This window comes from Pseudomonas peli (assembly GCF_900099645.1).
Taxonomy (GTDB): Bacteria; Pseudomonadota; Gammaproteobacteria; order Pseudomonadales; family Pseudomonadaceae; genus Aquipseudomonas; species Aquipseudomonas peli.
The window spans coordinates 989,294-1,002,334 of record NZ_FMTL01000002.1 but is presented as its reverse complement, the minus strand read 5'-3'; the positions used below and the strand labels follow the sequence as shown (position 1 = coordinate 1,002,334).

The following is a 13,041-nucleotide window of genomic DNA, read 5'->3' as shown; positions in this document are numbered from 1 at the left end:
GTAAAGCTGACTTGTCAGTCGTTTTTGGATTTATGTAGTAGTCATACGAAAAGCACTACAAAATAATTGACGAACACTTTTGGCAGAGGCATGATGGCCCCGCTCCCGCTAATCAGAGGTGCTTAAAGGCCCTCCGAATCGCGCTCCAACTTACCGTCCGAGCCGATTTGCGTTGTAAAGCCCACAAGGCCGTTCGATGAGATTGCGACTGGAACGAAGTTGTCCTGAGGGACGGGGAAGCGTTTAGCCACAGTGCGCAGCAAGTTGAATGGTTTACGGGCTCACGTCCGATAAGCATCAAATGACCCGCTCATTTGTAACAGCTGAAGCCGCGAACTGTTTAGCTCGTCACCCTCCTCCCGGATCAATTCCGTCTCAAGTCGATGTCTCGGCGTTCTGCAGTTGGCTACAACAACCTCCAGCAACACAGGTGTTCAGTGGGGAAGTCGGTGCTCAACCAAACACATACTTTGAAGGATTGACCATGTCAGCTTATCAAAACGACATCAAAGCCGTAGCCGCCCTTAAAGCCGCCGCAGGCAGCAGCTGGAGCGCTATTGACCCTGAGTCCGTGGCCCGCATGCGCGCCCAGAACCGCTTCAAAACCGGTCTGGAAATCGCTCAGTACACTGCCGACATCATGCGCAAAGACATGGCTGAGTACGATGCTGACTCCTCCGTCTACACCCAGTCCCTGGGCTGCTGGCATGGTTTCATCGGTCAGCAGAAGCTGATTTCGATCAAGAAGCACCTGAAGACTACCAACAAGCGCTACCTCTACCTGTCGGGCTGGATGGTTGCTGCTCTGCGTTCGGATTTCGGTCCGCTGCCGGATCAGTCCATGCACGAGAAAACCTCGGTTTCCGGCCTGATCGAAGAGCTGTACACCTTCCTGCGCCAGGCTGATGCCCGTGAGCTGGACCTGCTGTTCACCGCTCTGGACGCTGCCCGCGCTGCTGGCGACAACGCCAAAGCTGCTGACCTGCAGAACCAGATCGACAACTACGAAACTCACGTAGTACCAATCATCGCCGACATCGACGCTGGTTTCGGTAACCCGGAAGCCACCTACCTGCTGGCTAAGAAGATGATCGAAGCGGGTGCTTGCTGCATCCAGATCGAAAACCAGGTTTCCGATGAGAAGCAGTGCGGCCACCAGGACGGTAAAGTAACCGTCCCTCACGCCGACTTCCTGGCCAAGATCAACGCTGTTCGCTACGCATTCCTCGAGCTGGGCATCGACAACGGCGTGATCGTTGCGCGTACCGACTCCCTGGGTGCTGGCCTGACCAAGCAGATCGCTGTTACCAACCAGCCGGGCGACCTGGGCGACCAGTACAACTCCTTCCTGGATTGCGAAGAAGTCTCCCCTGCCGACCTGAAGAACGGCGACGTGGTTCTGAACCGTGAAGGCAAGCTGCTGCGTCCTAAGCGTCTGCCATCCAACCTGTTCCAGTTCCGTGCTGGTACCGGTGAAGCGCGCTGCGTACTGGACAGCATCACCTCGCTGCAGAACGGCGCTGACATGCTGTGGATCGAAACCGAGAAGCCACACGTCGGCCAGATCAAAGGCATGGTTGATGAAATCCGTAAGGTCATCCCGAACGCCAAGCTGGTTTACAACAACAGCCCATCGTTCAACTGGACCCTGAACTTCCGTCAGCAGGCTTACGATGCATTCGTAGCCGAAGGCAAGGATGTTTCCGCCTACGACCGCGCCAAGCTGATGAGCGTCGAGTACGACGAAACCGAACTGGCTCAGGTTGCTGACGAGAAGATCCGTACCTTCCAGCGCGATGGTTCGGCCAACGCCGGCATCTTCCACCACCTGATCACTCTGCCGACCTACCACACCGCCGCGCTGTCCACCGACAACTTGGCCAAAGGTTACTTCGCAGACCAAGGCATGCTGGCCTACGTGAAAGGCGTTCAGCGTCAGGAAATCCGTCAAGGTATCGCCTGCGTTAAGCACCAGAACATGTCCGGTTCCGACATCGGCGACGCTCACAAAGAGTACTTCGCTGGTGAAGCGGCCCTGAAAGCCGGCGGCAAAGACAACACCATGAACCAGTTCAGCTAAGAACCGGCTCACTCAACCGAGGCCACGATCAAGGTTGAGGGTGTTAAAAAAATCCCAGCAGAAATGCTGGGATTTTTTTATGGCCGGCCATCCATGGCGGCCACCCTTCTAGCCGTCGCTGTACGACGTTAAAAAATGGCTCCCGGCCATTTTTTGCCCGCGATTCGCCCTTCTTCCGGTTTTGTGCGCTTTCGCACAACCGCTGTCATGTTTACGTCAATTTCCTTGGATAGCGTCAGACACCCGTCGATTAATCCAAGGAGCCTGCATGAGCCAGAATAATGACAACTCAGTGCTGTTCGGCAATGGCGATGAATTGCCCAGCAATGCGTCCGATAACCCGCATATCAATCAGCTGATCGACGGCGTAGGCCGTAGGCAGGTGCTGGCCGCCGGTGCAGCGCTCGGCACCCTGGCGTTTCTCGGCAGTGTTATGCCTGGCGCCGCGGTGGCAGCAGAGCCAGCCGCCAAAGGCCTGGAAAAACTGCACTTTAGACCGCGCAGCAAGCTGCCCTTCACGGCTATAGCGACCAACCGCTTAGACAGCATCAGCGTACCGACCGGTTACCGTGCCACCCCCTTTATCCCTTGGGGTACGCCGATCACCGGTAATTACCCGGCCTACCTGAGTGACGGCAGCAACAGCGCCCAGGATCAGGCCGAGCAACTGGGCATGCACCATGACGGCATGCATTTCTTCCCGATTGACGCACAGCGCGGCGGAAAGAAAAGCGATCACGGCCTGCTGGTACTCAACCACGAATACATCGATGCACCCCTGCTGCACCCCAATGGCCCGACCCTGGTGGCCGGCAAACGCAGCAGCGCCGAAGAAGTGCGCAAGGAAATCAACGCCCACGGCGTTTCCGTGGTGGAAGTACGCCGCGGCCTGAATGGCGAATGGGCGGTATTGCCGAGCGCCAGAAACCGCCGAATCACCGGCGCTACGCCCATGCAGATCAGCGGCCCGGCGCGCGGCCATGCGCTATTGAAAACCCGTTACAGCCCAAAAGGCACGGCAACGCGCGGCACTTTGAACAATTGCTCACACGGTTTTACCCCATGGGGCACCTACCTGACCTGCGAAGAGAACTGGGCCGGCTACTTTGCCAGCCGCGACACTGACTTGCCGCGCGAGCTGAGCCGCTATGGCCTGCGCAGCAGCAGCCGCTACGGCTGGGATCACCTCAAGGGTGATGAGTTCGAGCGTTTCGATGCCACGCGTACCACCACCACCGCCAGCGCGGACTATCGCAACGAACCCAACCACTTTGGCTGGATCGTCGAAATTGATCCGTTCGCACCGGAATCAGTCCCGGTCAAGCGCACGGCGCTCGGTCGCTTTGCCCACGAAGGCCTGGTGTTCGCCCCGGTGAAATCAGGCCGCCCTGTAGTGTGCTACTCCGGCGACGATTCACAGAACGAGTACATCTACAAATACGTCAGCCGCGACAAATACCGCCCAGGGCGCAGCAATGGCCGCTTGCTCGACGAAGGCACACTGTATGTCGCGCGCTTCGACGCCAGCGGCAAGGGTGAATGGCTGGCGCTGGATATCTACGACAAGAAATTCCAGCAAGCCTGCAAGGCTGCTGGAGTGAGTTTTGCCGACCAAGGTGAGGTATTGATCAATACTCGCCTGGCAGCTGACGTGGTTGGCGCCACCAAGATGGATCGCCCGGAATGGGGCGCGGTCAACCCGGACAACGGCGAGGTGTATTTCACCCTGACCAACAACAGTGCCCGGACCAGCGTCGATGCTGCCAATCCGCGCCCCGCTAACGCGTTCGGTCATATCATCCGCTGGCGTGAGCTGTGCAAGGATTACGCCGGTCGTCAGTTTGCCTGGAGTCTGTTTATGCTGGCAGGCCCGGAAGCCGACAGCATCGGCCCGAACGGTAAACCGCTGACGGCAGATAATCGCCTGGCCAGCCCCGACGGGCTGTGGTTCGACGAGGAAGGCCGGCTATGGATTCAGACCGACATGAGCGGCAGCCAATTAAGCAGTGGTCCATTCGGCAACAACCAGATGCTGGTGGCCGAGCCACGCACCGGTGAGCTGAAGCGTTTCCTGGTGGGTCCTGTCGGCGCCGAAGTAACCGGCATTACCGCGACCCCGGACTTCCGCACCCTGTTCGTCAATATCCAGCACCCGGGCGAAGGCTCAACGGCGACCAACCTGCTCAGCACCTGGCCCGATGGCCCCGGTCAGCGTCCGCGCTCGGCCACTGTGATCATCACCCGCGAAGACGGCCGTCGCTTGCTCTAAGCGACTGGCTATTATGTGACCGGCCAGCCCTGGCCGGTCACATTTCACTGTGACAGACTCATGCCCTTCCCTCTCCTTTGCGCAAAGAGCATCAGCATGTCCAGCAATCGCTTGAGCCGTATCGTCGGCAAAATCCAGCAACTTCCTACGGCCCTGCAAAGCCCGGCGCTGTCGCTGCTATTTGGCTCCCAGGTGAAGTTCGCTGGCACCGCCAAGGTGCGCGTGCATACGCTGACCCAGCAGCAGGCGGTGATGAGCATCGCCAATAAGCGCAAAGTGCAGAACCACATCAAAGGTGTGCATGCCGCCGCCATGGCGCTGCTGGCTGAATCCGCTACGGGTTTTCTGGTCGGCATGAACGTGCCCGATGACAAACTGCCGCTGATCAAAAGCCTCAAGGTCGACTACCTCAAGCGTGCTACCGGTAGCTTACGCGCCGTGGCAAGCCTGACACCCGAGCAGATTCAAGCCATTCACACCCAGGAAAAAGGCGAAGTGCTGGTTGCCGTGACGGTGACCGATGAAGCCGGTATCCAGCCGATCCAGTGTGAAATGCTTTGGGCCTGGGTCAGCAAGAAGCGCTGAATGCAGGCTGGTCTAAGCTGAAAACGCCGCACGGTGCGGCGTCATTCAGGAGATAGCCGGTGCAGGGAAAACCTCTTCTAGTAGGTGGTGGGCTGGTGCTGATTGCGGTGCTCGGCACCTTGTATTGGCGCCTGCACAGCGAGCCGCAGGGTGTTGCGCAGGCCAGTCAGGCCGACAATTCCACCAGCGTGCTCTCGGGCGTTAGCCCAGCAACGCCGATGCCCACCGAGGCGCAGTTGCACGAGCTGCTGCAAAACCCCGCCGTAAAAAACCAGGAGCAACGCCTGGCGTTCCATCAGGCGTACCGCAGTTTTGTCAGCGGCGCCGCCGAGCTGTCCCCCGCACAACGTGAAAGCCAGGCGCAGGTCTTGCGTCAACAGATCGAAACTTACGAGCTACGCAGTGAACTGGCCATGAGTGAGTCGCTGTTACTGCAGCTGGGGCTGATTCAGCTCACCACTGGCGATGAACAAGCGCAGAAGGATCAGGCCGCCGCATTGGTCGCCCGCTACAAGGCGATTAGCGCCGAGCGCGAAGCCAAGGCAGCTACACCTAGCGCCGAGTTTCGTCGTTACAAGACCGATGAGAAGCGCATCGTTGAGGAAGTCCTGAGCATGGACAGCTTTCCCGATGGTTTGAGCCGCGATGAGTACCTGCGCCAACGCCTGCAGCAGGCGCGCGAACAACACTATCAATAACCCGACCTGAGCAGACTGCTCAGGTCGAGCTATAGCGTTACAACAGTTGGTCGAGTGCGTAGTAAAGCAGGTTGAAGGGTTTGTTGCGGTCGGCGGTGTCGCTCTGCTCAGAGGCATCCAATACCGGGCCGCTGCCATTCATCACGTTATTGACGAAGTCATCCAGCTGCAGGTTCTGCTCCTGAATATCCGCGTTGGTAAACTCGATGATGCTGGTGCAGTGGCTTTCATTAACCGCACGGTACTGCGGGAAGTAACCGCCGACATTCGGCAGGTTGGCCAGTTCGTTACGCAGCCTGCTGGTGTCCACATCCCACTTGGCGTGAATCAGTGCCTCCTTGGCGGCCTGGTTCGGTGCGTTGATGATTTCCGGGTAGAAACGCTCATAGGAATAGGACGAGTAATTTAGGTCCTTCCAGAAGTGCGTATGACCCATGCGATCAGCCGCCAGGTTGCTCGACAACGCCGGGTAAATGGTGCCCAGGTTGTTCAGGTTAAGCCCCGGCAAACGCGACTGCAGGTATGGCAACGGCCCGGTATCCAGCCCCCAGGCATTGCGGATAAAGCCCTGCAACGGCAAGGACGGATAAGACTCGTTACCACCGCCACTGATGGCCGAGAACACCGGCCCGGAGTCATTGATCAGGAAGCTGCGCGTCGGTGCGATGTCCTGCCGGGTTGGTGCGTAGTTGGTCAGGCTGCCGGCACCGCCAGCGCTGCAGCCGGTGGTCAGCATCTGCGTGGGGCGCGGCAGGTTGTCTTTCAACCAGCCTACCACCGCCCGCATATTACGCAGTCCGTTGTGGTGCCAGATCAGCGGAGCCTGCTGGCTTTGCGGGTCTTCATAGACCGCGACCTTATCGCCGGAGTAGATGTCGCCGGTGCAATACGGCACATAGACCATATTCCAGTTCTGGGTTTTCACGCGCGTCCAGGGATGCAGACGCACCACAAAGGGGCTGACCAGACTGGCACCTGGGTTGAGCAGGCTCATGTAGTCATTGGGAATGCCGTCGGGGTTACGTGCGCCACGAATGCCGCTTTGACCGGTGCAACTAGCGTAGTCCCAGCAGGCCCCGCCGCCCTCCAGGTAGATGATGGTGTTGCGGGTATTGGGCACGCGGTTGACGAAGAATTTGTACGGCGAGCCGTTGCCACACACGGCGCCGGTTTGCGGGGCCATTTGCACGGTTTGCCAGGCGTAGTAGTTAGCCGGTTTGAAGCCGCTGTTGAAACCGCTCGGGTTGGCCAGCAGCGGATACGGCCCTAGGCGTTGCGCCGGAGTGACCTTGTTATCTGCCGCAGGTGCAACCACTAGGTTGCTAAGTGTTTGCCAGAAGTTGTAATCGCCCTGCTCGGCCTGCACCGGCATTGCCAGGGCCGAAACCATCAGCGGCGCGGCACAGCGCCGAAGTGTTATCGCTACAGACATGGTGAGTCCCTCATCTTGTTGTTATCGATGGGTCCACATACCCGAGCCGTTGTACGAATCCCCTCCAGCTGTTACCCGAAGTCAGCCCATCACCCACTGGAGACTGCCCATACACCGCGCCGAAGCAGCAGTAACTGCGCGTACCCAAACGTGTCGCCGCTGCTCGACATTCAAGCCAGCCTGGCGATTCATGCACGCTAGTCCAAGAAACTCTGATTCACCACAGCCCTACATATTTATTGGATATAGCGCTGCTGGTTTTAAGCTGCTGCGGTTATCTGCGGTCTGCGCCGACAGAACACTGCTCATGACAATAAAAAAGGGAAGCCAAGCTTCCCTTTTTATATGCCTACCTCAGGTGCTAGATGCGGAATTGACGCACCAATGCGCCCAGGCGCTCGCCCAGCTCGGCCAGGTTGCGCGCGGTCTGTGCCCCCTGCTGGGTTTCGTCGGCCACGCTGTCTACCGCCACGGCAATCTTGTGCACGCTGCGGTTGATCTCTTCGGCCACTGCGGTCTGCTCTTCGGCGGCGCTAGCGATCTGCGCGTTCATCGCGTTGATGGTGCCGATCAACTGCGCGATGGCATCCAGCGAGGTGCCGGCGCGGTTAGCTTGCTCGCTGGTGACATCTCCAGCATCACTGGAGCGACGCATCGCCGTCACCGCATCCTGAGTGCCCTTTTGCAGGCGGTCGATCATCCCCTGAATTTCCTGGGTGCTCTGCTGCGTACGGCTGGCCAGCGCGCGCACCTCGTCGGCCACTACAGCAAAGCCTCGCCCCGCTTCACCCGCACGTGCCGCTTCGATGGCCGCGTTGAGGGCCAGCAGATTGGTCTGCTCGGCGATGGAGCGAATCACATCGAGCACGCTGACAATCGACGACACGTCTTTTTGCAGCGTATCGAGCGACACGCCGCTGTCGCGGATATCCTGCACCAGGGTGTGGATGCGCTCGATGCTGCCATCGACCACGTGTTTCGCAGCCTGGCCTTCGGTGTCGGTTTTTTGCGCCGCTTCTGCTGCGCCCTGAGCACTTTGCGCGACTTCATGGGCGGCGGCGGACATTTCATTGATGGCCGTAGCCACCTGATCGGTCTCATGGCGCTGACGCTCCATGGCCTCTTCTGAACGCTGCGTCTGGGCCGAAACCTGGCCGACCAACTCAGTCAGCTGGCCGGTCATGTCGACGATCTGCCGAACCAGGCCGTGGATTTTTTCGACAAACCGGTTGAACGAGCCGGCCAGCTGGCCAAGCTCGTCGTCGCCATTGATCGGTAGGCGACGCGTCAGGTCGCCTTCACCGGCGGCGATGTCATCGAGGTTGTCCTTGATCTGCTGCAGCGGGCGCAGGAAGGTGTTGCTCAGCACCACCCCGACAATGCCGAATATCACCAGCAGCACGGCGGCAATCACCATGATGCTGGTAATGATGGTGCTGATACGCTCGTCGATTTCACCTTGCACCTGAGCAATCTGCGCTTCGACGCCGTCGAGGTTGATTGCCGTGCCTAGGGCCATGTCCCATTTCGGCAGGTAGTAGCTGTAGGCCATTTTCGGCACCAGCACAGAGTCATCAGTTGGCAGTGGCGAGCTGTAATTGACGTAGTAGCTGTTGTTCTTGGCGACATTCACCAGTTCACGGTTGATGTATACGCCATTCGGGTCGCGGCGATCGGCCAGGCTTTTGCCGACGTCTACCGGACTATCGCCGCGGAACAGACGCACCACGTTGGAGTCGTGGCCGAAGAAGTAGCCGTCCTTGCCGAACTTGATCTTCGACAGAATGACGATTGCCTGTTCTCGGCTGGCCATGTCGCCTTGCGCAGCACCGTCATACAGCGTTTGTACAGATCCCAGGGCGATCTGTACGTAGTGCTGCAGCTCGTTGCGGCTTTCCTGCAGCAAGCGTTCGCGGGTTTCTTTGACTTCCTGAGCGGCCAGGTTCTGTAACACCTTGGCGGCAGCACCACTGAGCACCAGGGCAAACAGCACCACAGGGATCAGTGCCAACAGCACGACTTTTGATTTCAAGGTTAGGCGCATCGGCAGGTCCTTGGTTGGCAGTGGAGCGAAATAAAAACGGGGCTACCGATTTATCGGTAGCCCCGCTGAAAGGTTGAATCGCCTAAAGCAATAACGCTGTAGGCGAGCAATGCCCCGGTTAAATCACCATAGCTGCTGCCCAACCGAATACCAGCAGCGGCAGGTTGTAATGCAGGAAAGTTGGCACAACGCTGTCCCAGATGTGGTTGTGCTGGCCATCGACGTTAAGCCCGGCGGTTGGGCCGAGGGTTGAGTCTGAGGCTGGCGAGCCGGCATCACCCAGTGCGCCGGCGGTGCCGACGATGCACAGGATGGCCAGCGGACTGAAGCCGAGTTGCAGACCCAACGGTACGAAAATCGCCGCAATGATTGGCACGGTGGAGAACGACGAACCGATGCCCATGGTTACCAGCAGACCAACCAGCAACATCAGCAGCGCACCCAGCGCCTTATCATGGCCAATCAGTTCAGCAGAGCTGTCGACCAGGCTTTTCACTTCACCGGTGGCCTTCATCACTTCGGCAAAACCGGCGGCAGCGATCATGATAAAGCCGATCATTGCCATCATTTTCATACCTTCGGTAAACAGGCCATCGGCCTCTTTCCAGCGCACCACGCCAGACACCGAGAAGATGATAAAGCCGACCAGGGCACCGATGATCATCGAGTCCAGCCAAAGCTGCACAACAAACGCGGCAGCAATCGCCACACCCGCCACCAGCAGGCTCAATGGGTTGTAGGCAATATCCACGCGCTCGGCCTGCTCGATTTTGCTCAGGTCGTAGACACGCTTTTTGCGGTAGCTGAAGAACACCGCCACCAGCAAGCCAAACAGCATACCCAGTGCTGGGATCGCCATGGCTTTGGTCACGTCCAGGCCGCTGGTATCGACGCCGCCGCTGGCGACATTGGCCAGCAGGATGTCATTTAGAAAGATGCTGCCAAAACCCACGGGCAGAAACATATATGGGGTAATTAGACCGAAGGTCAGCACACAGGCGATCAAGCGACGGTCAAGCTGCAGCTTGCTCAATACATACAGCAGCGGCGGCACCAGCAGCGGAATAAAGGCGATATGAATCGGCAGGATGTTCTGCGAGGAAATCGCCACCGCCAACAGCAGCGCAATCAGTAGCCACTTGAGCAGACCGGCGCCTTTGGCGTCCTGCTTGTTGACCATCGCCAAGGCCTTGTCCGCCAGTGCGTGGGCCAGACCGGATTTGGCTATCGCCACGGCAAAGGCACCCAGCAAGGCATAGGACAACGCCACTGTCGCCCCGCCGCCCAGGCCCTTATTGAAAGCCGCCAACGACCCCTCAACACCGAGGCCGCCAAGCAGGCCACCGGCCAAGGCGCCAACGATCAGAGCCACTACCACGTGTACACGGCACAAGCTGAGGATCAGCATGATCCCCACTGCCGCAACGACTGCGTTCATCGATTTACTCCCGCGATTTAAATAGGCCCACGAAGGTTTGACCCGTCGTGGATGCTGCGCCGGCTCGGCGAAGGGCGCGTACTCTGCCTAATGCTGACTGACCTGTCAAAACACCCGTAAATTATTCTATACACTGCGTTGCAGATTTCGATTACCCTGCGATTTACAGTGTTCACACTGGCCTGCTATTTGCTCTGCTTTACTTGACGTGACACTTAAAGAAAAGCGCCTAAGCGCCGATAGGCGTTCTAAGCCTCTGCCCTATAAAGGTCCTGAAAATGCTGTTCAGCCGACTTTCCATCCAGTTGAAAATCACCCTATTGGCCGGCCTGTGCTTGCTGGCCATTGTTGCGGTGCTGGTATCCGCCTCAGTCATTCAGGCCTCGCGCAGCGCCAGCTTGGTCAAGCAGGCCAGCACCGCCATGCTGCAGGAGTCTGCGCAGCTGCGGATGTCCGCACGTGGCGAATCCCAAGCGTTGCAGATTCAACGCTACTTTATGGACGCCTATCAATACGGGCGCGGCGCGGCGACGCAAGTGTTGTTTATTCGGGAACAGGCTGAGAAGCGCTTTCTAGATGCCTTTGACCTGCGTGAAGACCTGACTCGTCAGGTGCGCAGTGCGCTGGAAGCCAACCGCAGTTTGCTGGGTATTTATGTCGCATTCGAACCGAACGCGCTGGATGGCAAGGATGAGCTTTTTGCTGATCAAGGCAACCTGGGCAGCAATGACAAAGGTCGCTTTTCGGTCTATTGGTCACAGGGTGATAACGGTGAGCTGAGCTCCGAGGCCATGACAGAAGAAAGCCTCAATGACACCACCCCAGGAATCAGCGGCGCGCCCTACAACGCGTGGTACAGCTGCCCACTGCAGAAAAAAAAGGTGTGCTTGCTTGATCCCTATATTGATGAGGCTGACGGGGTAAAAACCCTGATGACGAGCATCGCCTTCCCCTTGATCCAAGGCGACAAGGTGATCGGCGTATTGGGGGTTGATATCAGCTTGGCCAGCCTGCAAGAGCTCAGCACCAATGCTCATCAAGGTCTGTTCGACGGCGCCGGCCATGTGAGCATCATCAGCCCCGCCGGCCTGCTAGCAGGGCACAGCCGCGACAGCAGCCTGCTGGGCGGGAAACTGGAAAAAGCCATTACCAATCAACACAACGAAATCCTCAGCCTGGTGGCAAGCAATCGCCAGGAAACTTTGCACCATGATGGCGCACTACAAGTGCTCCAACCGCTGCTGCCAATCCCGGAGTCGCAGCCGTGGGGGGTGCTGATGGAGGCGCCTGAGAAGGTTTTGTTAGCGCCCGCTGCCCGTCTTGAAACGCAAATGGATGAAATGGGCACGCGCAGCACTGCGGTGTCCTTGGGCCTTGGCTTGGTTGCCGGGGTGGTGGGGATTCTGCTCATCTGGTTGACTGCGCTGGGCGTGACCCGGCCGATTCTCGGTGTTGCAGCAATGCTGAAGAACATCGCCAGCGGCGAAGGTGATCTGACCCGTCGCCTGGAGTACGCCAAGCAGGATGAACTGGGCGAGCTGGCCAGCTGGTTCAACCGTTTTCTCGATAAACTGCAACCCATCATCGCTGACGTTAAACGCAGCGTGCAGGATGCGCGCAGCACAGCCGATCAATCCGCCCTGATCGCCAGCCAGACCAGCGATGGGATGCAGCAGCAATACCGTGAAGTGGATCAGGTGGCTACAGCGTTCCAGGAAATGAGCGCCACCGCGCAGGATGTGGCGCACAACGCGGCTCAAGCCGCAGAAGCCGCGCGCACTGCCGACCAAGCCAGCCGTGAAGGTATGAGTGTGATCGGTAAAACCACTTCGACTATCGAACTCCTGGCCAACGAAATGAACGTGGCCATGCAGGAAGTCGAAGGCCTGGCCAATAGCAGCGAGAAGATCGGCTCAGTACTCGAAGTGATCCGCTCGATCGCGGAACAGACCAACCTTTTGGCCCTGAACGCTGCGATTGAAGCCGCCCGCGCCGGTGAAGCGGGCCGTGGTTTTGCCGTGGTGGCGGATGAAGTGCGCAACCTGGCGAAACGCACCCAGGACTCGGTGGAGGAAATTCGCCAAGTCATCGAAGGCTTGCAAAGCGGCACCAAGGAAGTGGTCAGCACCATGCACAGCAGCCATCGCCAGGCGCAGGGCAGCGTTGAGCAGGTTGAGCAGGCAGTGGCCGTGCTGCAACGCATCAGCCAAGCGGTCAGCGTGATCACCGACATGAACTTGCAGATCGCCAGCGCGGCTGAGGAGCAGAGTTCGGTGGCCGAAGAAATTAACCGTAACGTCGCTTCGATCCGGGATGTTACTGAATCGATTTCCGCCCAGGCAGACGAGTCAGCAAAAATCAGCCAAGGGCTGAACAAATTGGCCAACCACCAGCAAAGCCTGATGGACCAATTCCGCGTTTAACGCAGATGGCATGATCGGACCGCCACTCTGGCGGCTGCTTCCTTGTGACGCAGGCTAACCATTGTTAGCCTG

General features: G+C 58.5%; 7 protein-coding genes and 3 pseudogenes. 6 read left to right on the top strand and 4 right to left on the bottom strand.

The features are described 5' to 3' along the window. The first annotated feature begins 484 nt into the window (after window positions 1-484). From BLO50_RS13485 to BLO50_RS13470, 4 genes are all read left to right on the top strand, one after another. Window positions 485-2,080 (top strand): isocitrate lyase, encoded by a 1,596-nt coding sequence (locus BLO50_RS13485; protein ID WP_090253651.1) that lies wholly within the window; start codon window positions 485-487, stop codon window positions 2,078-2,080. A 268-nt stretch (window positions 2,081-2,348) separates the two neighbouring features. Continuing rightward, the gene (locus BLO50_RS13480; protein ID WP_090253649.1) at window positions 2,349-4,349 is read left to right on the top strand and encodes a PhoX family protein; all 2,001 of its coding nucleotides are present in this window, start codon (window positions 2,349-2,351) and stop codon (window positions 4,347-4,349) included. 96 nt (window positions 4,350-4,445) lie between these two features. Further along, a complete protein-coding gene (locus BLO50_RS13475; protein WP_090253647.1) occupies window positions 4,446-4,934 on the top strand; it encodes a DUF4442 domain-containing protein in 489 nt (162 codons plus the stop codon). Window positions 4,935-4,993: 59 nt separating this feature from the next. Continuing rightward, a complete protein-coding gene (locus BLO50_RS13470) occupies window positions 4,994-5,632 on the top strand; it encodes a hypothetical protein (protein WP_143003820.1) in 639 nt (212 codons plus the stop codon). Between the two features lie 37 nt (window positions 5,633-5,669). On the opposite strand, the gene BLO50_RS13465 is transcribed toward BLO50_RS13470, so the two are convergent. The 4 genes and pseudogenes from BLO50_RS13465 to BLO50_RS13455 form a co-directional block, all read right to left on the bottom strand. Next, a complete protein-coding gene (locus BLO50_RS13465; protein WP_090253643.1) occupies window positions 5,670-7,064 on the bottom strand; it encodes a pectin acetylesterase-family hydrolase in 1,395 nt (464 codons plus the stop codon). A 361-nt stretch (window positions 7,065-7,425) separates the two neighbouring features. Beyond that, a pseudogene (locus BLO50_RS22335) lies at window positions 7,426-8,442 on the bottom strand (methyl-accepting chemotaxis protein); the annotation flags it as partial. Between the two features lie 93 nt (window positions 8,443-8,535). Then, window positions 8,536-9,108, bottom strand: a pseudogene (locus BLO50_RS22330) (cache domain-containing protein); the annotation flags it as partial. Between the two features lie 118 nt (window positions 9,109-9,226). Then, complete coding sequence (locus BLO50_RS13455) at window positions 9,227-10,546, bottom strand: Na+/H+ antiporter family protein (protein WP_090253639.1); 1,320 nt, start codon at window positions 10,544-10,546, stop codon at window positions 9,227-9,229. 278 nt (window positions 10,547-10,824) lie between these two features. Between BLO50_RS13455 and BLO50_RS22325 the strand changes: the two are divergent. Together BLO50_RS22325 and BLO50_RS22320 are read left to right on the top strand one after the other, a co-directional pair. Continuing rightward, window positions 10,825-12,111, top strand: a pseudogene (locus BLO50_RS22325) (PDC sensor domain-containing protein); the annotation flags it as partial. A gap of 102 nt (window positions 12,112-12,213) precedes the next feature. After that, window positions 12,214-12,969 (top strand): methyl-accepting chemotaxis protein, encoded by a 756-nt coding sequence (locus BLO50_RS22320; protein WP_420875471.1) that lies wholly within the window; start codon window positions 12,214-12,216, stop codon window positions 12,967-12,969. The last annotated feature ends 72 nt before the right edge of the window (window positions 12,970-13,041 follow it).

What these genes read in the sequence shown, in the direction of transcription:
- BLO50_RS13485 (WP_090253651.1), top strand. Translation starts at nt 485, where the DNA reads ATGTCAGCTTATCAAAACGACATCAAAGCCGTAGCCGCCCTTAAAGCC.
- BLO50_RS22320 (WP_420875471.1), top strand. Translation starts at nt 12,214, where the DNA reads ATGCAGCAGCAATACCGTGAAGTGGATCAGGTGGCTACAGCGTTCCAG.
- BLO50_RS13475 (WP_090253647.1), top strand. Translation starts at nt 4,446, where the DNA reads ATGTCCAGCAATCGCTTGAGCCGTATCGTCGGCAAAATCCAGCAACTT.
- BLO50_RS13455 (WP_090253639.1), bottom strand. Translation starts at nt 10,546, where the DNA reads ATGAACGCAGTCGTTGCGGCAGTGGGGATCATGCTGATCCTCAGCTTG.
- BLO50_RS13480 (WP_090253649.1), top strand. Translation starts at nt 2,349, where the DNA reads ATGAGCCAGAATAATGACAACTCAGTGCTGTTCGGCAATGGCGATGAA.
- BLO50_RS13465 (WP_090253643.1), bottom strand. Translation starts at nt 7,064, where the DNA reads ATGTCTGTAGCGATAACACTTCGGCGCTGTGCCGCGCCGCTGATGGTT.